Consider the following 22,771-nt stretch of genomic DNA (forward strand, 5'->3'; position numbering starts at 1 on the left):
GCACGATGGAGTTACCCATCGATCGACGAGGACCTGATGACCATTACTCCCCATTCCGCGGGCGATGCCGCACCTCTCGACACCGTCGGCGCAGCGGCCGGGCGGCTCATCGATGCCGCTCGCACCGCCGTGCCGTGTGCGCCGGTGCGAGATCTGCTCGGTGAAACCGATATCGACCTGGCCTACGCGGTGCAGCAGCACCTGACCGAACACAAACTCGCCTCCGGTGCCCGCATCGTGGGGCGCAAGATCGGTCTCACATCCCCCGCAGTCCAGCAGCAACTCGGTGTGAACCGCCCCGATTTCGGGGTGCTGTTCGACGATATGGATGTCTCCGATCTCGACGAGGTCCCCAGCGACCGGTTGCTCCAGCCGAAGGCCGAGGCGGAGATCGCGTTCGTGCTCTCCGCGGACCTCGACGATGACGATCTCGACCTCGGCAAGGTGCGGGACGCCGTGGACTATGCGGTCGCCGCGCTGGAAATCGTCGACAGCAGGGTTGCCGGATGGGACATCAAGATCACCGATACGGTCGCGGACAATGCGTCGAGCGGTCTCTACGTGCTCGGCTCCCACCGCGTGTCCCTGGCCGACTTCGAGCCGATCGACACGACCATGCGGATGTACATCGACGACGAACTCGTCTCGGAGGGCACCGGCGCAGCCTGCCTCGGGGATCCGTTGAACGCCTTGCTGTGGCTTGCCCGCACCGCACGCGAATTCGGGCAGCCTCTCACCGCCGGCCAGGTGGTGCTGTCCGGCGCGCTCGGACCGATGGTGTCCGCCCCTCCCGGGGTCACGGTGCGCGCCGAGATCTCCACTCTCGGCTCCGTCACCGCCCCCTTCTCGACCTCACCGTCTTCGGCACAGGAGAACTGACATGACCACGACCAAGGTCGCCATCATCGGGCCGGGCAACATCGGCACCGACCTGCTCATCAAGATCAAGAGACTGGCGGACAGCGAACTCGAGACGATCGCCCTGGTGGGCATCGACCCCGAGTCCGACGGCCTGGCCCGCGCGAAGCGGCTGGGTATCGACGCCATCGCCACCGGAGTCGAAGGCCTCATCGAGCATCCCCGGTTCGGCGAGATCGAGATCGTGTTCGACGCGACCTCGGCGAAGGCGCACGAATACAACGAGAAGATGCTGCGCCCGCACGGCAAGATCCTGATCGACCTCACGCCCGCCGCGATCGGCCCCTACGTGGTGCCGCCGGTGAACCTCGACGAGCACCTCGACGCTCCCAACGTCAACATGGTCACCTGCGGTGGCCAGGCGACCATCCCGATCGTCGCTGCCATCTCGCAGGTGACGCCGGTGTACTGGGCCGAGATCGTCGCATCGATCTCCTCCAAGTCGGCCGGCCCCGGCACGCGCGCCAACATCGACGAATTCACCGAGACCACGTCGCAAGCGATCGAGAAGATCGGCGGCGCCGCCCGCGGCAAGGCGATCATCATCCTCAACCCGGCCGAACCCCCGATGATCATGCGCGACACCGTTCTTGCGCTGGTCGGCGAAGACCGCAAGGACGAGATCGTCGCGTCGGTCGAGGCGATGGTCGCGAAGGTGTCCACCTACGTGCCCGGATACAAGCTCAAGCAGGAAATCCAGTTCACCCCGATGACCGAGACCGTCGGAACGCTGACCGATCACACCGGACCGATGTGGAAGGTCGCGGTGTTCCTCGAGGTCAAGGGCGCAGCACACTACCTGCCCGAGTACGCGGGCAATCTCGACATCATGACGTCCGCGGCCCTGCAGGTCGGCCGGGCAGTCGCGGCACGCAAGAAGGAGCAGGTTTCGGCATGAGCGAGACGACCACCAACGACGCCGGACAGCGCGAGTACGCGAGTCACGGCACAGCCCTGTACATCCAGGACGTCACCCTGCGCGACGGCATGCACGCCATCCGCCATCGCATCACCCCCGACGACGTCGCAGCGATCGCGGGCGCACTGGACCGTGCCGGCGTGGACGCGATCGAGGTCTCCCACGGCGACGGGCTCACCGGCCATTCGCTGACCTACGGCCCCGGCAGCAACACCGACTGGGAATGGCTCGAAGCCGCAGCGGGAGCCATCAATTCGGCCATCCTCACCACGTTGCTGCTGCCGGGTATCGGCACCGTGCACGAGCTGAAGCGCGCCTACGAACTCGGCGTGCGATCGGTGCGTGTGGCCACCCACTGCACCGAGGCCGACGTGTCGGCTCAGCACATCGCCGCCGCGAAGGAACTGGGCATGGACGTGTCCGGCTTCCTGATGATGTCGCACATGGCACCCGCGGAAGAACTCGCTCGCCAGGCCAAGCTCATGGAGTCCTACGGCGCCGACTGCGTCTACGTCACCGACTCCGGTGGGCGGCTGACAATGGACGGTGTCCGCGAGCGTGTCCGCGCCTATCGCGACGTTCTCGAGGAGAGCACGCAGATCGGTATCCACGCCCACCAGAACCTGTCGCTGTCGGTCGCCAACTCGGTCGTCGCCGTCGAGGAAGGCGTCATCCGCGTCGATGCGTCACTGGCCGGGCAGGGCGCGGGCGCGGGCAACTGCCCGATCGAACCCTTCGTTGCGGTCGCCGATCTGCACGGATGGAAGCACTCGTGCGATCTGTTCGGCCTGCAGGATGCTGCCGACGACCTCGTTCGTCCGTTGCAGGACCGGCCGGTCCAGGTCGACCGCGAGACGCTCACCCTCGGCTACGCCGGTGTGTACTCGAGCTTCCTCCGTCACGCGGAGACCGCCGCAGACATCTACGGCCTCGACACCCGCGACATCCTCGTCGAGATCGGACGCCGCGGACTGGTCGGCGGCCAGGAGGACATGATCACCGACGTCGCACTCGACCTGCGCAACCGCGCGGGGCACTGACCGGCGCGTGTGAGGCGGGTCGTACCAGGACCTCTCAGGCGACGAGGTCCTGGTATTCGGGATGCTTGTCGATGAAGCTGTCGACGAACGGGCAGATCGGCACGACCCGCTTTCCGCGTTCCCGCACGTCGTCCAGTGCGAATCGGACGAGCTTGCCGGCGAGGCCCTGACCGGAATAGGCGTCGTCGACCACGGTGTGGTCGAACACGAGTTGAGTGTCGTCGGCGGGGTGATAGTCGGCGTAGCCGATGACGGAACCGTTGTCGTCCAGTTCGTATCGCTGCCGGTCGGGGTTGTGGACCACTTTTACGGACGAATCACTCACGGTGTTTCCTCACTCTCGAGAGCAGATGACCGAGCACGTCGAAGATACCTGCAACGTAAAGACGGGCCGCGACACCTGTCGCGGCCCGTCTTCACGGCGGGGTGCTGCGTGCCCCCGCAGCTGGTCACTCCGGAGGTGAGATGTGCTGAGCGATGTAGAGCGGTTCGCCCAGCTGCTCGAGCAGATCGAGCTGGGTTTCGAGGTAGTCGATGTGTTCTTCCTCGTCGGCGAGGATCGCCTCGAAGATGTTCGCGGACGTGATGTCGCTGACCGACCGCATGTACTCCGATCCCTTGCGGAGCCGGTCGCGCGCTTCGATCTCGACCTGGAGATCCGCTTGGAGCATCTCCTTCACGGTCTGTCCCAGACGTAACGAACCGAGCCGCTGGTAGTTGGGCAGTCCGTCGAGGTAGAGAATGCGATCGGTGAGAGTCTCGGCGTGGCGCATTTCGTCGAACGACTCGGCACGGGTGTGCGCCGCGAGCTTCGACCAACCACGGTCTTCCTGCATCTTGGAATGCAGGAAGTACTGATTGATGGCGGTGAGCTCCGCCGTCAACTGCTCGTTCAGGTATTCGATGACCTTCTTGTCGCCCTTCATGGCACCTCCCGGGGTGAACCATCAGGTTTACCGCCGGGCAGGGGCTGGCTACACGGCGGTCTCGAGCTCGATCGTCTCATTCTGGACGCGCGCTTGCCGGATGATCGCCGAGATGTTGCGTACGCAGTTGCCGCAGTCGGTTCCCGCGCGGCACGCGGCGCTCACTTCGCGGGTGCATCGTGCGCCCGCGGCCACCTCTGCTTCGATGTGGTGGTGCGTGAGGGCGTGGCAACTACAGACGATCATGTGAGCCACCATCCTGAGGTTGTTAGGTTGCCCAAACCTTACCTCTGGTTAGGCGTGCCTATCCTGTGAGCGTAGTCACAATTCGATCTACTTTGCTCCGCGCTTTACTTGGTCTCGGACCAGGGCCCGGTACCGGTGTTAGTTCTGTTGCATCTGTTGCGCAACGACTTGGTTGATGCGGTGCAGTCCCCCTTGTGAGAGGCCGGGAATTTGATGCTCGAGGGTGCGCACCAGCGATGAGTCGTCGATCACCTTCTCGCTCGACTGGATGAGCACCGTCCCCGCGCCGGTGAAGTCGAACTGGCGTTCCTCCCCCGACTGCACCCCGAACCGGCGCGCGCCGGCGGAGACGAATCCCGTGATCCACGATTCGTCGTAGTGGTGGCTCGGGGACGGACAGTCGGCCCAGCCGACCAGTGCCTCGGGGTCGACGCGCAGCGGCGGTTCGGCGAACATCACCGGCCCGTTCGACGACGCGAGGAACCGGCCCGTCCCGATCAGGGTGAGGAATCCCGGCACGATCGACTGGTTCAGCGACAGGCCCGGCTCGAAGGCCAGCAGGTTCGACTGCCGGATCGTGAGGTTGCCGTCGTCGAGGTCGTAGGAGTTGATGTCGTAACCGCGGTCCCCGAGGATCAGCTTCCCGAAGCCGTCCGCCACCACGTAGTCGCCGAGATACATCGGTGCCGAGAACCGCCGGGCCACCATGTCGAGCAGGCCGCCCTGCAGTCCGTGGGTGAGAGCGGAGAACCGCACCTGCCCGTAGTACGCGATCATCGCGCCTTTCGATAGGAACCACGGCGTCTGCAGATCGATGCAGTAGGCGTAACTGTTTCCGGGAACGTTGTCGCTCTCGGTGAAACTCGAGGGATTGAGGACGACGCTCACAGTTTCTCCTCCGATGCCTGCACGTAGACGATGCCCTGACCGGTGCACTCGAGTTGCATGGCCTCTCCGCCGCTGCGGCCGACGGTGCGCCAGCTCATCGACGATTTCAGTTCGGTACGGACCGCACCGCTCGCCGCGACGAAGGCCTGGGGATCGACGATCACGGGCGCAGGTCCACCCACGCGGAGTTCGAAGACGCCGCCGTGCGCGAGCAGCACCGCGGCGCCGTACCCGGACAACTGGGTCGTGAACATTCCCGTGCCGGTCACCGCACCTGTCGCGGCGCCCCGGAGTGCGCCCAGCAGGCCGCCGCCGCCTCCCCCGCCCGCCTGCGCGGCGCCCGAGGACACCACCGCGCTCTGCAGCCCTGCCGTGTGTGCAAGCAGCCGTGACGCATCCACGCGGAGCTCCCCGCCTGCGGACATGTCCACCACATGGGTTTCCAGGCCGCGGAATCCGTAGTGCACAGTGCCGTCACCCTGAGCGAGCATCGTCGACTCGTGCTCGCCCTGCATCATCCGCCCGGCCATGCCGGCGAGCCCGCCGAGTCCGGGAGCGCTTCCTGCCCCGCCGGGCACACCGTGGGGAGCGAAGCGGACCTCGCCGGTGTAGAAGAGCATCGCGCCGCGACGAGCGACGACGGGTCCCGACCGGCTCAGGTCCACGCTGACGACCTTGCTGTTGACCTTGGTGAAAGTCACTCTCGCCCCTACCGTTCCGCCGGCTGGATGGACACCACGCCCGTACCGTCCCATTTGAGGGAGAAGGCTTCGCCACTGCCCTGTCCGACCACCGATCGCCACGACACATCGGTGACGAAGGACTGCGTCAGTTGTCCCTTGGCGCAGACGAACGCGTCGGGATCGACGACGAGGGGATACTGCGGCGACACCTCGAGATGGATCAGCGGACCGCCCGCGGACAGCAACGCGACCTGACCCGTGCCCGAAACCGTCGTGGTGAACAGGCCCTGCCCGCTCATGCCGCCTCGCAATCCTGCGAACGTCACGTTGGTGTTGAGGTTGCCGTTCAGCGCGAGCAGTTGCTCGGACTCGACCTGCAGGGTCTCGTTGTTCAGTTCGAGAATCGTGACGTCCTGCCCCTGATGTGCGAGGTAGACGACGCCCGTCCCGGTGCACTCCATCAGCGACAGGCCCTCACCCGTGGCGCGCTGGCGCAGACCCGCGAGGACGCCTTCACCGCCGCCGAAGCCTGCCGATTTGAACGCGACCTGTCCCTCGTAGGCCACCATCGAGCCCGACAGGGCCCGAATCCCGGAGTTGCTCAACTGGGCCTCGATGACCCGTTTCGATTTCACGAGCAGTCGCATGTCGCGAACGATATCGGGTGGGCGAGCGCACCGTGCAGCCGCATTCGCGAACGACGGCGCCGCCCACTCCGAGAGCGGGCGGCGCCGTCGCGGCAGTCGTCCTACAAGCCCAAATCCTTCGCGATGATCGTCTTCATGACCTCGCTGGTACCGCCGAAGATCCGGGTCACGCGCGTGTCCGCGTACAGGCGCGCGATCGGGTATTCGGTGATGTAGCCGTAGCCACCGTGCAACTGCAGGCACTTGTCGATGATGCGACCGGCCGCTTCGGTGGAGAAGAGTTTCGCCCGCGCTGCGTCGGCCACCGACAGTTCGCCGCGGTCGTTGAGTTCGATCGCGTTGTCCACCATGATCTGCATCGCCTGCAACTCCGTCGAGCATTCGGCGAGCACGAACTTCGAGTTCTGGAACGAGGCCACCGGCTTGCCGAACACCGTGCGTTCCTTGGTGTATGCGATCGCATGATCGATCGCCGCGGCTGCCGTCGCGGCCGCGCCGAAGGCGATGGTCAGCCGTTCCTGCGCGAGATTCTGGGTCAGGTACGAGAACGCTTCGCCTTCGTTGCCGAGCAGGTCGGTCACGGGGACCTTCACGTCGTCGAACGACAACTCGGCTGTGTCGGACGTCTTCAGCCCGATCTTGTCGAGTTTGCGCCCGACTGCGAACCCTTCGCTCGTGGTGTCGACGACGAGCATCGACAGGCCCCCACGGCGGTTCTCCGGGTCGAACGGCGAGGTCCGGCACACGAGGAGGATCCGATCGGCGAGTGCGCCGCCGGTGATGAACGTCTTGGAACCGTTGACGACGTAGTGGCTACCGTCGTCCGAAAGTTTCGCCGTGGTCGAGATGTTCGCGAGGTCGGACCCGGTGCCGGGCTCGGTCATCGCGATCGCGAACATCAGGTCACCCGAGGCGAATCCGGGAATCCACCGCTGCTTCTGCTCTTCCGTCGCGTGCTGCATGATGTACGGCAGGATCAGGTTCGAATGCACCGAGTACGAGCCGAACGTCACGCCCGCAGCGGCGGTCTCCTCCGTCACCACGACGTTGAACTTCAGCGACGACTCGCCGCCACCGCCGTATTCCTCGGGCGCCTGGATCCCGAGAATTCCGAGGTCACCGAGGCGGTTGTAGAACTTGCGGGGAGGATGGCCCTCGATCTCCCACTCGTGGTAGACGGGCGTGACCTCTTTGGCGATGAAATCGCGGACCGTCTGACGGAACGCTTCGTGGTCTTCATCGAACACCGTACGCTGCACGCGGATTCCTTCCGGAGATGAAGTGGGGCAGACGGTTACAGGGAGTAGTCCCGGAGGATGCCTTTGCTGATGATCGTCTTCTGGATTTCGCTGGTGCCTTCCCCGATGAGCAGGAAGGGTGCCTCGCGCATGAGGCGCTCGATTTCGTATTCCTTGGAGTAGCCGTACCCGCCGTGGATGCGGAAGCTGGCCTGGGTGACTTCCGAGCAGTACTCGCTCGCGAGATATTTCGCCATCCCTGCCGCGACATCGTTGCGCTCGCCCGAATCCTTCAGGCGCGCGGCGTTGACCATCATCAGGTGCGCTGCTTCGACCTTGGTGGCCATCTCGGCGAGCGAGAACGAGATCGCCTGGTGTTGTGCGATGGGCTTGCCGAAGGTACTGCGCTGCTGCGCGTACCGGGCTGCGAGCTCGAACGCGCGGATCGCCACACCGCAGGCGCGGGCGGACACGTTCACGCGACCGACTTCCACTCCGTCCATCATGTGGGAGAACCCGCGACCCGGGATGCCGCCGAGGATCGACTCGGCCGGGGCCTCGTAGTTGTCGAAGACGAGTTCGGTGGTGTCGATGCCCTTGTACCCCATTTTGTCGATCTTGCCGGGGATGGTGAGACCGGGAGCGATTTCGCCGAATCCCGCCGGCTTCTCGATGAGGAAGGTCGTGAGGTTCTTGTGGGGTTTGTCGGCGCCTTCCTCTGTCTTCACGAGTGCTGCGACGAGTGTCGAGCTGCCGCCGTTGGTCAGCCACATCTTCTGGCCGTTGATGATGTAGTTGCCACCGGCGTCGCGCTTGGCTTTGGTCCGGATCGCCGCGACATCCGAACCGAGTTCGGGCTCGGACATCGAGAACGCCCCGCGCACCTCGCCGGTCGCCATGCGGGGAAGGAAGTGCTGTTTCTGCTCCGGTGTGCCGTGCTGGCGGATCATGTACGCCACGATGAAATGCGTGTTGATGACCCCGGAGACACTCATCCATCCCCGAGCGAGTTCCTCGACGCACAAGGCGTAGGTGAGCAGCGACTCACCGAGTCCGCCGTACTCCTCGGGAATCATCAAGCCGAACAGGCCCATCTCGCGCATCCGGTCGACGATCGCCTGCGGATAGGTATCCGAATGCTCGAGTTCCTGTGCATTCGGGATGATGTCGCGCTCGACGAACGTGCGGACGGTGTCGAGTATCTCGGACTGGAATTCCGTGAGTCCGAGGGTCTGGGCGAGGCGGGTCATGCGGGGTCCTTCTGCTGGGTGCGGACGGCGCCGGCGGCGGCGAGCGCATCGATTTCGTCGTCGGTCAGACCGAGATGCTCGGACAGGACGGCGGCAGTGTCGTCACCGTTGGCGGGTGCGGGCCGGACGGTCGGGTGAACTCCGTCGAACGACATCGGTGTACTCGGCGCGAGGTGTTCGCCGATGCGTGGCTGGTCGAGTTTCTGGAACATCGGGTTGTCGGTCACGCGCGGGTCGCGCGCCAGTTCGGTGAAGGTGCGGTACCGCTCGTGCAGGATCGAGGTGGCACCGAGAGCCGCCTCGACCTCGGTGGCGGTCCGCTTGCCGAACCACGTGCCGAACAGGCTGTCGAGCACGTGGCGATGCTCGAAGCGGGCGCCTTCGTCGCGGAAGTCCACTTCGAGCGCGGCTTCGAGTGCGGTGACGGCGGCGGCGGTCCCGGTGAGTTCGGTGAGGTCGCGGAAGTGCCGGGGCGTCAGGGCGACAATCATGAAACGGGCCCCGTCGGCGGTGGCGAAGTCGCACCCGTAGGTGCCGTAGACGGCATTCCCGACTCGGGTGCGACCGGATCCTCCTAGCTGGGCTTCGGCGAGGTAGCCCAGGTTTCCTACGGTCGCGAATGCGACATCCTCCAGCGGAAGCACAATCTTCGTTCCGGCGCCGGTGATTTCGCGGCGGTACACGGCGGACGCGATCGACAGGGCTGCATAGAGACCACACGCGACGTCCCACGCCGGGAGGACGTGGTTGACCGGATCGGACAGGTTCTCGGGACCGGTGACCCGAGGGAATCCCGCCGCGGCATTGACGGTGTAATCGACGGCGCCGGTGCCGTCGGCGCGACCGAGTACCTGGACATGGATGAGATCGGGTCGGATCGCGGCGAGTTCGTCGTACTCGAGCCACTGCCGGCCCGCGGCGTTGGTGACGAGGATCCCGGCATCGATCACGAGATCGCGAATCAGTTGCTGAGCGTCGGGATTGCGGAAGTCTGCGGCGAACGAGCGCTTGCCTTTGTTGAGACCGGCCCAGTAGATGGACTCGTTGTCATCGGTGAGGGGCCAGCGCTTGTAGTCGGCAGCGCCACCGATCGGGTCGACGCGGATCACGTCGGCCCCGAGATGCGCAAGCGTCATGCCGCACAGAGGCGCGGCCACAAAGCTCGATACCTCGACCACACGCACGCCCGCGAGGGGTGTGGTGGACGAGGGCAGCCCGTCGGTGGAAGCGGTGGAGTTCATGCCTGCTCGCCTGTCCTGGTCGCGGTCGTTCGGGCGCGCCGCCCGAACCTGATGCCCAGTCAGCATGCAACAGGGATTCACCGGGGACCAGAGCGGTTCGGCTATCGATCGGTTAGCGCAGACCAATACCCAGCCCATCGCGGCGTCGAGGCACCGCGACTCGAAGCATCGAGCGTCACAGTGAGCTCGCCATCAAACGCGAGCCAGCATGGCGCGCATCAGGGCTGGTTCGTCGACATACACGCTGATGCGGCTGACCTCCTCGGTGATTCTTCGCGAGGGCATGAGAGCGGGCAGCCGAGCGACGACCGGACGGGCAAGGGCCAGATCGACGTTCGTCCCGTCCGCGTTCGGGAGATAGAGGCGATCGTCCTTGATCGTCGGTGCGGTCTCGGTGAATCGGGGGCCCAAGGCGATCGACTCGATGTCGGCCCGATCGATGACAGCTACGACGGCGCCGGATTGGCGGAGCACGAGAGACCTGTCGGTCAGGTAGTGCGGGTTGGTGCGATGAATCGCCAGGTATCCGAACAGTGCGACCATCGACCAGACCGAGACGACCGCGAGGCTCACTCGAAGCCACATCCACGGTAGAAGTAGATGCAGCACCATGATCTCGACGACGGTCGCGATCGCGAACGCCACCGGCATCACGAGCGTTCCACGGTGCGCACCGAGAACGATCGCGCCCGGTGTGACTCCGGAATGGTGTCCACGGATCCACTGCCACAGCGCCCGGTAAGCCCTGATCTCGGCGCGGACGAGCGGCCGGAACGGAGAATGGCCGAGCGTGGTCACGACCGCGTCCCGAAGCCCAGCACCATGGCGGCACTGCACCACGATCGCGAGGAGAAAAGCGATGAGCACCGCGCACGCCAGAGGAACCTCGACCGCGATGAACAACACCACCGCCTGACGCGCATTCATCACGCCGGCCAGCAACAAGGTGGCATTGACGACGAGAACAGCCGCCGTGACCACTTGGGCCACCCGTTCGAATCGTCGAATCAGTGTGAGCACCATCAGACATCCCCAGGATTCGAAAGTCGGGCGACCAACTCTCGTTGAACCCGCAGAACGACCTCACGCTGTGCGGGGTCGGGGATCAGATCTTCGAGCGAAAAGGCCCCGGAAAGTTCACCGCCACCGTCTGACGCCTCCGCGAACGCCTCGATGATGCCCATCTGTCGTTGATCGAAGAACTCGAGCAGTCGAGATGCGAGTGCATCGATCTCCGACTCCGCCGAGTCCGGGCTGCGCCCTTCGAGATCCGACCATTCGGCAAGCAACGCCAGGTACCGCTCGCGCTGGAGGCCGTCGGTCATCGTCGCCTCGTAGCCGGCGAGCAGGATTTCCGGTGCGTTCCCCGACATCGCGAGGGCGTCGACGAGGTCCCGGTCGAGCTGAACAGCCGAACCGACTTCGACCGAGGGAGCGCTGTCGATGGCGTCGGCCAGGGCTGTCGCCAACCCCGCCGGCAGTGCAGAGATCGTGTTCCCACGTTCGGCCTCGGCGAGCATCGCGGTGAGCTGGGCTCTTCGGCGGGCGAGCACGGTCTGTTCCTTCTCGATGCCGGCAATCAACGCTCGAAGGTCCGCCGCTACGTCGCGATCGTCTTCACTCGACCTTTCCTCGGCGAGGATTGCGGCGACCGAACCGAGAGGAACCCCGCTGGTCGCCAGCCAACGGATTCGCATCAAGCGGACCGCATCGGTGACGGTGTAGTCGCGATAGCCGTTGGATCGACGTTGCGGCTCTTCCATCAGACCGAGTCGGTGGTAGTGACGCACGGTTCGCGTGGTCGTGCCGGCAAACTCGGCGAGCTGACCTATACGCATGAAATCAGTCTCAACCATGACCTAGCGTCAAGGTCAAGGTTGATGATCACTGGCGCGACACATCGGGAGTCAGCTGTACCGTTTGCTGAGATGCTGGATCTTCGCGTGCGGCGGTCGCGCCGCTTCTCTCACTGCTCGATTTCACACAGCGGAGCGGACGCCCGTGACTCCCCGGCTGCACCGCATTCCGCCCACCGATCCGGCATAGCTTCCACCTAACGGAAGCTTCCGCCGAAAGTCTTTCCTTCACCGTCGTGCGCGTGGTCCCCTCGACGGTGAGAACAACGCACCCCGTCTGCACCAGCGAAGGAAGTCTCATGCGTGATGCCGTGATCGTCGACGCCGTCCGTACACCCATAGGACGTCGCGGGGGTGCCCTGTCCGAGATCCACCCCGCCGATCTGTCGGCCCACGTGCTCACGGCCCTGGCCGACCGCACCGGGCTCGACCCTGCGACCGTCGACGACGTGGTCTGGGGCTGCGTGAGCCAGGTCGGTGAACAGGCCGGGATCGTCTCCCGCACCGCGGTGTTTGCGGCGGGATGGCCCGTGTCCGTTCCCGCGACCACCGTCAACCGTGCGTGTGGGTCGAGCCAGCAGGCGCTCGCATTCGCCGCGGCGACCGTGATCTCGGGCCAGAACGACGTGGTGATCGCCGGTGGGGTCGAGACCATGAGCCGCGTCCCCATGGGTAGCGCCGCCAAGAACGGTGAGCATTTCCCACTGAACGTGTTCGAACGGTTCGGAGTCGAGGGCTTCAGCCAGGGAATCGGCGCCGAGATGGTCGCTGAAAAATGGGGTTTCTCCCGGACCCGGCTCGACGAGTACTCGCTGCGCTCGCACGAACTGTCCGCAGCTGCCACCGACTCGGGGGCCTTCGAAAAGCAGCTCGCACCCGTCGCGGGCCTGACCTCGGACGAAGGCATCCGGCGCGGCGGCACCGTCGAATCGCTGGCGAAGCTGAAGACTGTGTTCAAGGAGAACGGCGTGATCCACGCCGGAAACTCCTCGCAGATCTCCGACGGTGCAGGCGCACTGCTCGTCACGACCAGCGAGTACGCCGCGGCACACGGCTGGACACCGATCGCGCGGATTCACACCACCGTCGTCGCTGCCGACGACCCTGTCATCATGCTCACCGGTCCCATCCCCGCCACGGCGAAAGTGCTGAAGCGGGCCGGCCTGTCGATCGACGAGATCGGTGCCTTCGAGATCAACGAGGCGTTCGCCCCCGTACCCCTCGCATGGCTCGCCGAGACCGGCGCGGACAGCACCCGCGTCAATCCGCTCGGCGGCGCGATCGGTGTCGGTCACCCGCTGGGCGGGTCCGGTGCGATTCTCATGACCCGCCTCGTGCACCACATGCGCGACAACAACATCCGCTACGGTTTGCAGTCGATGTGCGAGGCCGGCGGAATGGCGAACGCCACCGTCCTCGAACTGCTCTGACCACGCACTCGCACTTCACACAAGGATCGAGACACCATGGAACTCAAGGATCTTTCCGTCGCCGTGACCGGCGGCGCTTCGGGCCTCGGACTTGCGACGGCGCGCCGCGTGCTCGCGGCCGGCGGTACCGTCACCCTCATCGACCTGGCGTCGTCGAACGGCGCGGACATCGCCACCGAACTCGGTGACGGCGCGACCTTCGCGCCCGCCGACGTCACCGACGAGGAACAGTTCGCAGCCGCACTGGACGTCGCACACGAGCGCGGCGGTCTCCGGGGCGTCGTGCACTGCGCCGGTGCCGGTCGCAAGATGCGCATCCTCGACAAGAACGGCAAGGCCGGGTCGCTCGAGGATTTCGAGTTCGTGATCCGGCTCAACCTGACCGGTTCGTTCAACGCGTTGCGACTCGGCGCCGAGCGCATGGCGCAGCTCGAACCGATCGACGGGGAGCGCGGCGCGGTGGTCATGACGGCATCGGCCGCAGCCTTCGAAGGACAGATCGGGCAGATCAACTACTCGGCGTCCAAAGCGGGCATCGTCGGCATGACGATCGTCGCGGCGCGCGATCTCGCGAGCAAGGGCATCCGCGTCAACACCATCGCACCCGGCATCATGGACACCCCGCTGCTGGCCCGGCTTCGCGAGGACGTGCGCAAGTCCCTCGAGGCGACCGTTCCGAACCCGTCGCGTCTCGGCGACCCCGACGAATTCGGCCGTCTCGCCGTCAACATCCTCGAGAACGGATACCTCAACGGCGAGACCATCCGACTCGACGGTGCCATTCGCATGGCACCGCGCTGAGCAGGGAGCAGCCATGACTTCCGACCGGCCCGAGTGGATGTCGACGACCCTGTCGTACCCGTCGACGTCGATGGCGGTGTGGGCGCCGAGCATGGCGGCTGCGTACGGCGACCGGCCCGCGATCATCGACGGCGACCGCGTGTACACCTACCGCGAACTCGACGAACAGTCGGCACAATTCGCGTGTGCGCTTGCCTCCACGGGCGTGGAACCGGGAGATGTCGTTCTCCTCCACCTCGGGAACTGCGCCGAATTCCACGTCGCGTACTACGGTGCGTTCCGTGTGGGTGCGGCTGTGTCGCCGGTGAATCCGCTGCAGCCCGAATCCGAATTGCGTCGCCGGATCGAGGAGACCGGTGCTGTCGCGGTGGTCACCGGCCAACAGCAGTTCGATACTCTCCTGCGTGCTCAGACCGACACGACGGTCGGTCTGATCGCGGTTGTCTCGGACGAGCCGGTGAAAGGCGGTAACCCCGCGACCATGCGCTTCAGCGATGTGATCGCCGGGCAACGCACAACTTTCACGCCCGCGACGGTATCCCCCGACGAGGTCGCACACATCGCGTACACCGGTGGCACTACTGGGGTTTCGAAAGGCGTGCGCGTCCTGCACCGCAATGTCATCGCGAACGTGGCGCAGATGTGTGCGTGGCGCGCCGGGCACAGGTTGGTGGCCGGGCCGGACGGGCCGGTGTCCCTCGAGGCTATCGAGGGACTGCACATCGACGGTGTGGTTCCCGGCGTGGGATCCACGATCGTGGTTTCCCCGCTCTTCCATGCGCACGCACTGATCAACACCTCGTTCCTGTTGATGTGCGGTCTGACCCAGGTGCTGTCGGGTCGCTTCGACCCGGCTCGTGTGCTGGAGGAGATCGAGCAGCACCGCGCCTCGTACATCACCGGAACGCCGGCGATGTGGCATGCGCTGGTCACCCACCCGGACGCGTCCTCACGCGATCTGTCGTCCGTTCGCGTCGTGTCCTCCGGTGCGGCGCCGATCGCCCCTGGAACACTCGAGGGTCTTCGGAGTGTGTTCACCGCGGCGCATGTGGTCGAGGGGTACGGACTCACCGAGGCCACCTGCCTGGTGACAGCCGCACCGCTCAGCGGCGATTCGGAGTGCCCCGTCGGGAGTGCCGGGCTGCCGGTGTTCGACACCGAGACAGAAATCCGTGCGCTCGGCGACCCTGCGACAGTCCTCGAGGAGGGTGAGCGCGGCGAACTGTGGGTGCGTGGCCCCCAGGTCACCGGCGGTTATCTGGGGAATCCCGAGATGACGGCCCGCCAGTACCTCGACGGATGGCTCGCCACTGGCGACATCGCCTACCGGGATGCCGACGGGTTCGTATATGTAGTGGGCCGGTCGAAGGACATGCTGATCTACAAGGGCTACAACGTGTATCCCCGTGTGCTCGAAGAAGTTGTCGCGTCGCACCCGTCCGTGTCGACGGTTGCCGTGGTGGGCAGGGACGTGGGCTCGGCCGGTGAGGAACCTGTCGCATTCGTCGTTCCGGCCGACGAAGCAGAGACCGACAGCGACGCACTGATGGCATACGTTGCGGAGCGCGTGCTTCCGTACGAGAGGGTTCGGGAAGTGATGTGGGTCGACGCGCTGCCGACCTCCGCGGAAGGGAAGATCCTGCGCACCGAACTCCGCGAGCGTCTCGAGCGCGAAACCCGTTCGCCCTGAATATCTCCCAAAACATATCGCTCGTCAGACGAGCGAGACGACCGCCGGATCTGCGTCCGGCGGCCATCGTCGATCCGCGACCCAGGATCAGCCGCGCTGCGCCTGCTTCACCAGCCCACCCCCGATGATCAGACGCTGAATCTCGCTGGTGCCCTCGTACAGTCGCAGCAGACGCACGTCGCGGTAGATCCGCTCGACCGGCACCTCACGCATGTAGCCGGTGCCGCCGTGGATCTGGACCGCCAGATCCGCAACCTTGCCCACCATCTCGGTGCAGAACAGCTTGGCCACCGACGGTGCGATGCGCCGGTCGGTCTCCTCGACCCAGGCTCGTGCCGCATCGCGCACCAGCGCGCGACCGGCCATCACGCCCGTCTGCTGGTCGGCGATCATCGCCTGCACGAGTTGGAAGTTCCCGATGGGCGCACCGCCCTGGGTGGCGGTCGCCGCGTAGGACACCGACTCGTCGAGTGCCCGCTGCGCCTGCCCGACCGACAGGGCGGCGATGTGCACGCGGCCCCGGGCCAGCGACACCATCGCTGCCTTGTATCCCACGTCCTCGCTGCCCCCGACCAGCGCGGAGGCGGGAACCCGTACGCCGTCGAAGTGCACGTCGGCGGTCCAGGCGCCTTCCTGGCCCATCTTCGAGTCCTTGCCCGCCACCTGCACACCATCGGTGCCCGCCGGGACGAGGAACACCGCGATTCCGGGGCCGTTGTCGTCGGCGGGCCGGGTACGGGCGAAGACGACGAACAGGTCTGCCAACGGCGCGTTGGTGATGAATCGTTTCTCGCCGGTGATCACCCAGTCGTCCCCCTCGCGCACGGCCCGTGTGCGCAGTCCGGACGGATTCGATCCGGCGCCGGGTTCGGTGAGCGCGAACGACGCCACGACGGCCCCCGAGGCGATGCCGTCGAGCCACTGCTGCTTCTGCTCGTCGGTGCCGAAGTTGACCAGCACCTGACCGGCGATTCCGTTGTTGGTGCCGAACATCGAGCGCAGCGCCAGGGTGGTGTACCCGAACTCCATCGCCAGTTCGACGTCCTGCATCAGATTCAGGCCGAGCCCACCCCACTGCTGGGGAATGGCGTACCCGAACAGACCCATCTCCTCGGCGGCCCGGCGGATGTCATCGGGGATTGCGTCGGTGTCGGCAATTTCCTGTTCTCGCGGCACCACCACGGTGCGCACGAACGCCCGGGTCTGGGCGAGGATCTCGCGGAAGTCGTCGTCGTCGACCTCGGCGGCCGGTGTCGAGAGTGTCATGTCCTCAACTCTCCGGGTTGTTCGCACAGGTTGTCCAATACGAATAGCGCCATTCCCGTATAGGCAGTGTCGATGGATGAGGAGGGGTGTGACGCCGTATCCCGCCGTTATATTCGACGCATCGACACGTCTGCGGGCACTTCTCGGCCCGCCGAAAGGAAACCTGATGTCTTTGCTGGAGAACCGCACTGCTGTCATTACCGGCGGCGCCCAGGGAATCGGTTTTGCCATCGCGCGCGAATTCGTCGACGCGGGTGCTCGAGTGGTGATCGGTGACCTGGACCTCGACGCGGCCACCGCGGCGGCAGAGAAACTCGGCGGACGCGAGGTCGCTCGTGCGGTACGCAGCAACGTCGTCGAGGCAGACGATTGGGACACGCTGCTGGCAGAGGCCGTCGACGGATTCGGGTCGCTCGACGTGGTGGTCAACAACGCCGGCATCACTCGCGACGCCACCATGCGCACGATGACGGAAGAAGACTTCGACCTCGTGATCGACGTGCACCTCAAAGGCACGTGGCACGGCACCCGCAAGGCCTCGGCGATCATGCGTGAGGCCAAGCGCGGTGCGATCGTCAACATCTCGTCGTTGTCGGGCAAGGTGGGCATGGTCGGTCAGACGAACTACTCGGCGGCGAAGGCGGGCATCGTCGGTCTGACGAAAGCGGCTGCCAAGGAGATGGCGCATCACGGCGTGCGCATCAATGCAATCCAGCCCGGTCTGATCCGCTCCGCGATGACCGAGGCCATGCCGCAGAAGGCGTGGGATCAGAAGATGAACGAAATCCCGATGGGACGGCCGGGCGAGGTTTCCGAAGTCGCTTCCGTCGCACTGTTTCTCGCATCGGATATGTCGTCGTACATGACCGGCACCGTACTCGAGGTCACCGGCGGCCGCTTCATGTGACGCTCGGCCGTCACCTCGTCACTTTCCCCGAAAGGTCGTCATGCGCGAAGTTGTCATCTGTGAACCAGTCCGGACCCCCATCGGCCGTTACGGCGGAATGTTCAAGTCCCTCACCGCCGTTGATCTCGGTGTCGCAGCACTGAAGGGTCTGCTCGAGCGCACGGGGATCGCTCCCGACGAGATCGGGGACGTCATCCTCGGTCATTGCAACGGCAACAGCGAGGCTCCGGCGATCGGCCGGGTCGTCGCGCTCGACGCCGGCCTGCCCGTCACCGTCCCCGGTATGCACATCGATCGCCGTTGCGGGTCGGGCCTTCAGGCAGTGATCCAGGCCGCGTTGCAGGTGGGCAACGGTGACAACGACGTGGTCGTCGCCGGGGGCACCGAGTCGATGAGCAATGCCGCGTTCTACTCCACCGATATCCGCTGGGGCGGCGCCCGCACGGGGGTGCAGATGCACGACGGCCTGGTGCGTGCCCGCTCCACCGCCGGTGGCCGCTTCTATCCGGTACCCGGCGGCATGATCGAAACGGCCGAGAACCTGCGCGCCGAATATTCGATCTCCCGCGCGGAGCAGGACGAACTTGCCCTGAACTCGCACCTGCGGGCGGTGGCAGCGCAGAACAACGGCATCCTCGCGGAGGAAATCGTGCCGGTGGCGGTGAGTACCCGCAAAGGTGAGCAGGTCATCGACACCGACGAGCATCCTCGCGCCGACATCAGCCTCGAGTCGCTCGCGGCGCTCCGCCCCGTCATGGGCACGCAGGACCCCGATGCCACCGTGACCGCCGGTAACGCCAGCGGTCAGAACGACGCCGCGTCGATGGCGCTGGTGACCACCCCACAGAAAGCGGCCGAGTTGGGTCTGACACCGCTGGTGCGCATCGTGTCGTGGGGCGTGGCAGGTGTGGCGCCCAAGATCATGGGCATCGGTCCGGTGCCGGCGACCGAGATCGCTCTCGCCAAGGCCGGAATCACGCTCGCCGATGTCGATGTCATCGAGTTGAACGAGGCGTTCGCCGCCCAAGCGCTGGCGGTGACCCGCGAATGGAAGTTCGGTGCCGCGGACTTCGAGCGCACCAACGTGCACGGTTCCGGCATCTCACTCGGGCACCCGGTGGGTGCGACCGGCGGCCGGATGCTCGCGACTCTCGCCCGCGAGTTGCAGCGCCGCGAGGGACGCTACGGTCTCGAGACCATGTGCATCGGCGGCGGACAGGGTCTGGCGGCGATTTTCGAACGCGTCTCCTGACCGCTGCTCAGGGCTGGGTCTTCGTGGACAGGACCAGGTCCACGAACGCCCGCCCGGCTTTCGACAGGGATTCGGGTGCGAAGGCGAGACCGAACGGCCGGGTGAAGGTGGGCTCGCACGCCCGCACCACGGCGACGTCCTGGGCCTCCTCGGCCAGAGAACGTTCCACGAACGAGCCGCCGAGTCCGGCGAGCACCATCGGCAGCCGAGCTTCGCGGTGGGCGGTCAGCACCGCGATCGGGCGTCGCACTCCTGCCCGGCGCATCGCGTAGTCGATCTCGTCGCTCATCGCCCCGCCGCCGCGTGGAACGAACACCATGGGGATGTCGGGCAACGCGGTCAGGGCCACGGGGCCCGGTGGCAGATCCGTGCCCGGTGGGTAAGCGAGCCAGTACTCCTGCTCGCCGAGTTCGATCACTTCGAGTCCCACCCCGTCTTCGAGCGGGAGATGGGCGAGCACGAATTCGCAATGCCCGTCGCGGATCACTCCGGCGGCGAGTTCTTCGGACTTGAGGTCGGAGAACCGCACCGTGGACTTGGGGTGGGCGCGCCGGAACCGGGCGACCAGGTCGACGATCGGCCCGGTGGCAAGGGCCGGGAACACCATCAGGTCGAGGCTGCCCGTGACTTCGTCGGTGGGCGCGGCGAGCAATTCCTCCACCGCATTGACATCGCGCAGAATCTGACGGCTGGGGCCGATGAGGCTCTTCCCCGCGGCGGTGAGCACCATCCCGCGTCCGATGCGGTGGAACAGGTTGACGCCGAGTTCGCGTTCGAGGCTTCGGAGCGCTTGCGACACGGTGGGCTGCGCGACACCCAGCGCGGCGGCGGCACCGTTGATGCCGTCGTTTTCGACGACGGCGAGGAAGTACTCGACCTGACGAAACTCCATGCCTATGCTCCCGGGTCCTTGGCGGTGGCGGTCGCAAGGAACGCTGCGGCCGCCGGGGACGGTTCTCCGGGCCGCAGCACCAGTCCGACGGGCCGCATGAACGGCGGGTCCAACGACCGGACCACCGCACTGGGCATTCGCTGTTGCGCCACCTGCCGGGACACCACCGTCGCTCCGGTGCCGCGCATGACGAACTCCCAGATGGCCGCCGGATGCGCACAGTCGACGACGACGTTCTGCTCACCGAGCAACTCGCCCGCGCGAGCAGCACTCGCGCGCGAACCCAGGTCGAGGACGAGCGGAATCTCCCGTACCCGAGCACGAGTCACCGGATCGGGAACACCGGTAGCGAGGTCGGGGTGCATCGCGAGCACCATTTCCTGTTCGAGGAGCGGGATGGTGATCATGCCCGCGTGGTCGACGGACATGTCGGTGACGCCGATCTCCGCTTCTCCGCGTCGCAGTGCCGCGTGGACGCCCGCCGGTCCGTCTGCATCGAGAACATTCACCGTGATGCCGGGATAGCGGGCGCGGAACCGCTGGACGAGCGCCACGACGGGGTGGACGGAGAACGCGGAGAACGTCACGATCTCCACCCGTCCCGCCTCGAGGTCACGGACCGCCGCGACCTTCTGCTTGGCGCGGTCCACATCGGCGAGGATGCGGCGTGCCGCAACCTCGAGCGCCCTGCCGTCGTCCGTGAGCGTGAGCCGGCGGCCGGTGCGGTCGAAGAGTGTTGTCCCCAGGCGACGTTCCAGGGTGCGGATGGCCTGGGAGAGCGAAGGCTGCGAAATATAGAGCGACTGGGCGGCTTTCGTGATCCCTCCGTGGTCGACGACGGCCACGAAATAGGTCACGAGATGCAGGTCCACGCCGTCATCGTAGGTGACCGCGGAAACCCGGCGTCGTTCCGTGTGCCTCGGTGTTCAGCGCGGCGGGGTCATCATCAGGAGGCGGTGTCGGACGTGCTCAGAGTGGCGCGGAGCGTGCGCTTGAGGATCTTGCCGCTCGCGTTTCGCGGCAGTTCGTCCACGAGGTGGATGCGCTGCGGTTTCTTGTACGACGCGAGACGCCCGGCGGTGAAGGCGACGAGTTCCTGCTCGGAGGGGCGTTCGACGCCGTCGGCGATGCGGACGACAGCGGTGACTGCCTCTCCCCAGCGCGCATCCGGGAGGCCCACCACCGCCACCTCGGCGACAGCGGGGTGTTCGGCGAGCACGGCTTCCACCTCGACGGGATACACATTTTCTCCGCCGGTGATGATCATGTCCTTGACCCGGTCGGTGACGAACAGGTAGCCGTTCTCGTCCAGGTGCCCGGCGTCGCCGGTCCGAAGGAAACCGTCCTCGGTGTACAGCGCGGCCGACTCGGCGTCGCGACGCCAGTAGCCCGAGACGTTGTTGCGGGAACGCGACACGATCTCCCCGGTCTCACCCTGCGGAAGCGGTTCACCCGTTGCGATATCGCGGATCTGGACCTCGGTGCCCGGCAGCGGTGTGCCGGCCGAACGGAGAAGGTGGGTGCGCGTCCCGCGGGGATCGTGGTCGCCGGAGCGCAGTGCGGTGAGCGCGCCCATCGTCTCTGTCATGCCGTAGCGCTGCACCATGCGGCAACCCAAGGTGTCCATCGTCCGCGCCAGCAACGTGGGAGTGATCGGTGAGGCACCGTACGAAATGACCTTCAGACTCGACAGATCGTACTTCGAAAGTTCGGGCAACTCGAGCAGCATGCCGATCGCGGACGGCACCATGAATGTATGGGTGACGCGGTGTTCGGCGATCGTCGCCGCCACCAGCGCTGGACGCATCTCGCCGAGCAGAATCGTGTGCAAACCCGCCGACAACGACGTGGTGAGCCAACCCGCGCCCGCGATGTGGAACAACGGGAGCGCGTCCAGAGAAACGGACTCCTCCTCGAATTCGTACAGGGCAAAGGTTTCCGGGACGTTGTACAGATTGCGGTGAACCGCGACAACACCTTTCGGCCTGCCCGTGGTGCCCGAGGTATAGAGCTGCAGGAACGCCGTTTCGGGATCGTCTCCCCAACCAGGATCGGTGTCGTCCCCGGCCGCGACGAACTCTTCCCACGACCGCGCCCCGGTGACAGCGGCCTCGTCACCGACCACGACGATATGCACGTGCGGCAGTGCCGCCGCGATCGCTGCTGCCGACGCCGCGAAGTCCGGCTCGACGATCAAGACCTCCAGCCCGGCGTCCACCGCGATCGCCGCGACCTCGCCCGGAGTGAGACGCCAGTTGAGCGGGGTGAAGACGAGACCGGCCTTCGCGCACCCGACGAGGGTCGCCGCGCCGGGCAGGCCCATGCGCAGCAACGCACCGATGCGACCGGGTGCCGACGCCAGCGTGGTCAACGCAGACGCCACGCGGTTGCTGTAGGAGTCGAATTCCCCGTAGGTCAAGGTGGTGTCGCCTGCGGTGACTGCCGGCCGGTCCCGGCGCTCGACTGCGAATCGCCGGATTCTGTTCGGAAGGTGCAGTTCGCTCACTCGCGCTCCTGGTCGGCAACGCGCGGACTGGCGTGTCCGCGCGGCTTCAGTCGAACACGGTCGTGGGGGGGGGGGGGGGGGGGGGGGCGGCGGACCCCCCCCATACGCGCAGAATGAGAAAAACAAAACAATAAAAAAAAAAAATAATAAAAAAAAAAAAAAAATGAAAAAGGAT

Annotated in this window: 23 protein-coding genes; 8 read left to right on the forward strand and 15 right to left on the reverse strand. The window is 65.8% G+C overall.

What is annotated here, in order from left to right; all coding sequences use genetic code 11:
• Positions 1-36: 36 nt before the first annotated feature.
• The 3 genes from ACFWU2_RS01905 to dmpG are packed head-to-tail and all read left to right on the forward strand — an operon-like array spanning position 37 to position 2,877.
• Positions 37-879, forward strand: coding sequence for a 2-keto-4-pentenoate hydratase (locus tag ACFWU2_RS01905; protein ID WP_378599422.1), 843 nt, complete (start codon positions 37-39; stop codon positions 877-879).
• A 1-nt stretch (position 880) separates the two neighbouring features.
• Entirely contained in the window at positions 881-1,816 is a 936-nt protein-coding gene (locus ACFWU2_RS01910; RefSeq protein ID WP_378599425.1) for an acetaldehyde dehydrogenase (acetylating), read from the forward strand.
• Complete coding sequence (gene dmpG, locus ACFWU2_RS01915) at positions 1,813-2,877, forward strand: 4-hydroxy-2-oxovalerate aldolase (RefSeq protein WP_378599429.1); 1,065 nt, start codon at positions 1,813-1,815, stop codon at positions 2,875-2,877. The genes ACFWU2_RS01910 and dmpG overlap by 4 nt, the downstream gene beginning before the upstream one ends.
• A 34-nt stretch (positions 2,878-2,911) precedes the next feature.
• Here the strand turns inward: dmpG and ACFWU2_RS01920 are convergent, their stop codons facing one another.
• The 11 genes from ACFWU2_RS01920 to ACFWU2_RS01970 form a co-directional block, all read right to left on the reverse strand.
• Positions 2,912-3,202: a GNAT family N-acetyltransferase gene (locus ACFWU2_RS01920; RefSeq protein ID WP_378599432.1), complete on the reverse strand. Its 291-nt coding sequence runs from the start codon at positions 3,200-3,202 to the stop codon at positions 2,912-2,914.
• Positions 3,203-3,326: 124 nt separating this feature from the next.
• Positions 3,327-3,803 carry a bacterioferritin gene (gene bfr, locus ACFWU2_RS01925; protein ID WP_169621042.1) on the reverse strand — a complete coding sequence of 159 codons (477 nt, stop codon included), beginning with the start codon at positions 3,801-3,803 and terminating at the stop codon, positions 3,327-3,329.
• A 48-nt stretch (positions 3,804-3,851) separates the two neighbouring features.
• A complete protein-coding gene (locus ACFWU2_RS01930) occupies positions 3,852-4,049 on the reverse strand; it encodes a bacterioferritin-associated ferredoxin (protein ID WP_378599435.1) in 198 nt (65 codons plus the stop codon).
• 138 nt (positions 4,050-4,187) lie between these two features.
• Positions 4,188-4,937 (reverse strand): AIM24 family protein, encoded by a 750-nt coding sequence (locus ACFWU2_RS01935; protein WP_378599438.1) that lies wholly within the window; start codon positions 4,935-4,937, stop codon positions 4,188-4,190.
• On the reverse strand, positions 4,934-5,638 hold the full coding sequence (locus tag ACFWU2_RS01940; protein ID WP_378599440.1) for an AIM24 family protein: 705 nt from the start codon (positions 5,636-5,638) through the stop codon (positions 4,934-4,936). Before ACFWU2_RS01940 ends, ACFWU2_RS01935 begins: the two co-directional genes overlap by 4 nt.
• 8 nt (positions 5,639-5,646) lie before the next feature.
• The gene (locus ACFWU2_RS01945) at positions 5,647-6,267 is read right to left on the reverse strand and encodes an AIM24 family protein (RefSeq protein WP_169621046.1); all 621 of its coding nucleotides are present in this window, start codon (positions 6,265-6,267) and stop codon (positions 5,647-5,649) included.
• Between the two features lie 101 nt (positions 6,268-6,368).
• The gene (locus ACFWU2_RS01950) at positions 6,369-7,526 is read right to left on the reverse strand and encodes an acyl-CoA dehydrogenase family protein (protein ID WP_169652831.1); all 1,158 of its coding nucleotides are present in this window, start codon (positions 7,524-7,526) and stop codon (positions 6,369-6,371) included.
• A gap of 35 nt (positions 7,527-7,561) precedes the next feature.
• Positions 7,562-8,755, reverse strand: a complete 1,194-nt coding sequence (locus tag ACFWU2_RS01955) for an acyl-CoA dehydrogenase family protein (protein ID WP_378599444.1) — start codon at positions 8,753-8,755, stop codon at positions 7,562-7,564.
• Positions 8,752-9,996 carry a CoA transferase gene (locus ACFWU2_RS01960; RefSeq protein WP_378599447.1) on the reverse strand — a complete coding sequence of 415 codons (1,245 nt, stop codon included), beginning with the start codon at positions 9,994-9,996 and terminating at the stop codon, positions 8,752-8,754. Before ACFWU2_RS01960 ends, ACFWU2_RS01955 begins: the two co-directional genes overlap by 4 nt.
• A 192-nt stretch (positions 9,997-10,188) precedes the next feature.
• Positions 10,189-11,019, reverse strand: coding sequence for a hypothetical protein (locus tag ACFWU2_RS01965; RefSeq protein ID WP_378599450.1), 831 nt, complete (start codon positions 11,017-11,019; stop codon positions 10,189-10,191).
• The gene (locus tag ACFWU2_RS01970) at positions 11,019-11,834 is read right to left on the reverse strand and encodes a MerR family transcriptional regulator (protein WP_378599453.1); all 816 of its coding nucleotides are present in this window, start codon (positions 11,832-11,834) and stop codon (positions 11,019-11,021) included. Before ACFWU2_RS01970 ends, ACFWU2_RS01965 begins: the two co-directional genes overlap by 1 nt.
• A 317-nt stretch (positions 11,835-12,151) precedes the next feature.
• Here ACFWU2_RS01970 and ACFWU2_RS01975 point away from each other — a divergent pair, with 317 nt between their 5' ends.
• From ACFWU2_RS01975 to ACFWU2_RS01985, 3 genes are read left to right on the forward strand one after another with little or no spacing between them, the layout of a single operon-like run.
• Positions 12,152-13,282: a thiolase family protein gene (locus ACFWU2_RS01975; protein WP_378599456.1), complete on the forward strand. Its 1,131-nt coding sequence runs from the start codon at positions 12,152-12,154 to the stop codon at positions 13,280-13,282.
• 36 nt (positions 13,283-13,318) lie between these two features.
• Positions 13,319-14,083, forward strand: coding sequence for an SDR family NAD(P)-dependent oxidoreductase (locus ACFWU2_RS01980; protein ID WP_378599459.1), 765 nt, complete (start codon positions 13,319-13,321; stop codon positions 14,081-14,083).
• A gap of 13 nt (positions 14,084-14,096) precedes the next feature.
• Entirely contained in the window at positions 14,097-15,773 is a 1,677-nt protein-coding gene (locus tag ACFWU2_RS01985) for a class I adenylate-forming enzyme family protein (protein WP_378599461.1), read from the forward strand.
• 87 nt (positions 15,774-15,860) lie between these two features.
• On the opposite strand, the gene ACFWU2_RS01990 is transcribed toward ACFWU2_RS01985, so the two are convergent.
• Positions 15,861-17,039, reverse strand: coding sequence for an acyl-CoA dehydrogenase family protein (locus ACFWU2_RS01990; RefSeq protein ID WP_378599464.1), 1,179 nt, complete (start codon positions 17,037-17,039; stop codon positions 15,861-15,863).
• Between the two features lie 166 nt (positions 17,040-17,205).
• Here ACFWU2_RS01990 and fabG point away from each other — a divergent pair, with 166 nt between their 5' ends.
• Both fabG and ACFWU2_RS02000 read left to right on the forward strand, forming a co-directional pair.
• Complete coding sequence (gene fabG / locus ACFWU2_RS01995; RefSeq protein ID WP_378599467.1) at positions 17,206-17,946, forward strand: 3-oxoacyl-ACP reductase FabG; 741 nt, start codon at positions 17,206-17,208, stop codon at positions 17,944-17,946.
• 40 nt (positions 17,947-17,986) lie between these two features.
• Complete coding sequence (locus ACFWU2_RS02000; protein WP_378599470.1) at positions 17,987-19,198, forward strand: acetyl-CoA C-acetyltransferase; 1,212 nt, start codon at positions 17,987-17,989, stop codon at positions 19,196-19,198.
• Positions 19,199-19,205: 7 nt separating this feature from the next.
• On the opposite strand, the gene ACFWU2_RS02005 is transcribed toward ACFWU2_RS02000, so the two are convergent.
• The 3 genes from ACFWU2_RS02005 to ACFWU2_RS02015 form a co-directional block, all read right to left on the reverse strand.
• Entirely contained in the window at positions 19,206-20,090 is an 885-nt protein-coding gene (locus ACFWU2_RS02005; protein WP_378599473.1) for a LysR family transcriptional regulator, read from the reverse strand.
• A 2-nt stretch (positions 20,091-20,092) separates the two neighbouring features.
• Positions 20,093-20,962, reverse strand: coding sequence for a LysR family transcriptional regulator (locus ACFWU2_RS02010; protein WP_378599476.1), 870 nt, complete (start codon positions 20,960-20,962; stop codon positions 20,093-20,095).
• 74 nt (positions 20,963-21,036) lie between these two features.
• On the reverse strand, positions 21,037-22,596 hold the full coding sequence (locus ACFWU2_RS02015; RefSeq protein WP_378599479.1) for a long-chain-fatty-acid--CoA ligase: 1,560 nt from the start codon (positions 22,594-22,596) through the stop codon (positions 21,037-21,039).
• Positions 22,597-22,771: the final 175 nt, after the last annotated feature.

This window comes from Rhodococcus sp. NPDC058639 (assembly GCF_042717545.1).
In the GTDB taxonomy this organism is placed as follows: domain Bacteria; phylum Actinomycetota; class Actinomycetes; order Mycobacteriales; family Mycobacteriaceae; genus Rhodococcus.

What these genes read in the sequence shown, in the direction of transcription:
- ACFWU2_RS01955 (WP_378599444.1), bottom strand. Translation starts at nt 8,755, where the DNA reads ATGACCCGCCTCGCCCAGACCCTCGGACTCACGGAATTCCAGTCCGAG.
- ACFWU2_RS01985 (WP_378599461.1), top strand. Translation starts at nt 14,097, where the DNA reads ATGACTTCCGACCGGCCCGAGTGGATGTCGACGACCCTGTCGTACCCG.
- ACFWU2_RS01970 (WP_378599453.1), bottom strand. Translation starts at nt 11,834, where the DNA reads ATGCGTATAGGTCAGCTCGCCGAGTTTGCCGGCACGACCACGCGAACC.
- ACFWU2_RS02000 (WP_378599470.1), top strand. Translation starts at nt 17,987, where the DNA reads ATGCGCGAAGTTGTCATCTGTGAACCAGTCCGGACCCCCATCGGCCGT.
- ACFWU2_RS02005 (WP_378599473.1), bottom strand. Translation starts at nt 20,090, where the DNA reads ATGGAGTTTCGTCAGGTCGAGTACTTCCTCGCCGTCGTCGAAAACGAC.
- ACFWU2_RS01975 (WP_378599456.1), top strand. Translation starts at nt 12,152, where the DNA reads ATGCGTGATGCCGTGATCGTCGACGCCGTCCGTACACCCATAGGACGT.
- ACFWU2_RS01945 (WP_169621046.1), bottom strand. Translation starts at nt 6,267, where the DNA reads ATGCGACTGCTCGTGAAATCGAAACGGGTCATCGAGGCCCAGTTGAGC.
- ACFWU2_RS01910 (WP_378599425.1), top strand. Translation starts at nt 881, where the DNA reads ATGACCACGACCAAGGTCGCCATCATCGGGCCGGGCAACATCGGCACC.
- ACFWU2_RS01965 (WP_378599450.1), bottom strand. Translation starts at nt 11,019, where the DNA reads ATGGTGCTCACACTGATTCGACGATTCGAACGGGTGGCCCAAGTGGTC.
- ACFWU2_RS01980 (WP_378599459.1), top strand. Translation starts at nt 13,319, where the DNA reads ATGGAACTCAAGGATCTTTCCGTCGCCGTGACCGGCGGCGCTTCGGGC.
- bfr (WP_169621042.1), bottom strand. Translation starts at nt 3,803, where the DNA reads ATGAAGGGCGACAAGAAGGTCATCGAATACCTGAACGAGCAGTTGACG.
- ACFWU2_RS01960 (WP_378599447.1), bottom strand. Translation starts at nt 9,996, where the DNA reads ATGAACTCCACCGCTTCCACCGACGGGCTGCCCTCGTCCACCACACCC.
- ACFWU2_RS01990 (WP_378599464.1), bottom strand. Translation starts at nt 17,039, where the DNA reads ATGACACTCTCGACACCGGCCGCCGAGGTCGACGACGACGACTTCCGC.
- fabG (WP_378599467.1), top strand. Translation starts at nt 17,206, where the DNA reads ATGTCTTTGCTGGAGAACCGCACTGCTGTCATTACCGGCGGCGCCCAG.
- ACFWU2_RS01905 (WP_378599422.1), top strand. Translation starts at nt 37, where the DNA reads ATGACCATTACTCCCCATTCCGCGGGCGATGCCGCACCTCTCGACACC.
- ACFWU2_RS01930 (WP_378599435.1), bottom strand. Translation starts at nt 4,049, where the DNA reads ATGATCGTCTGTAGTTGCCACGCCCTCACGCACCACCACATCGAAGCA.
- dmpG (WP_378599429.1), top strand. Translation starts at nt 1,813, where the DNA reads ATGAGCGAGACGACCACCAACGACGCCGGACAGCGCGAGTACGCGAGT.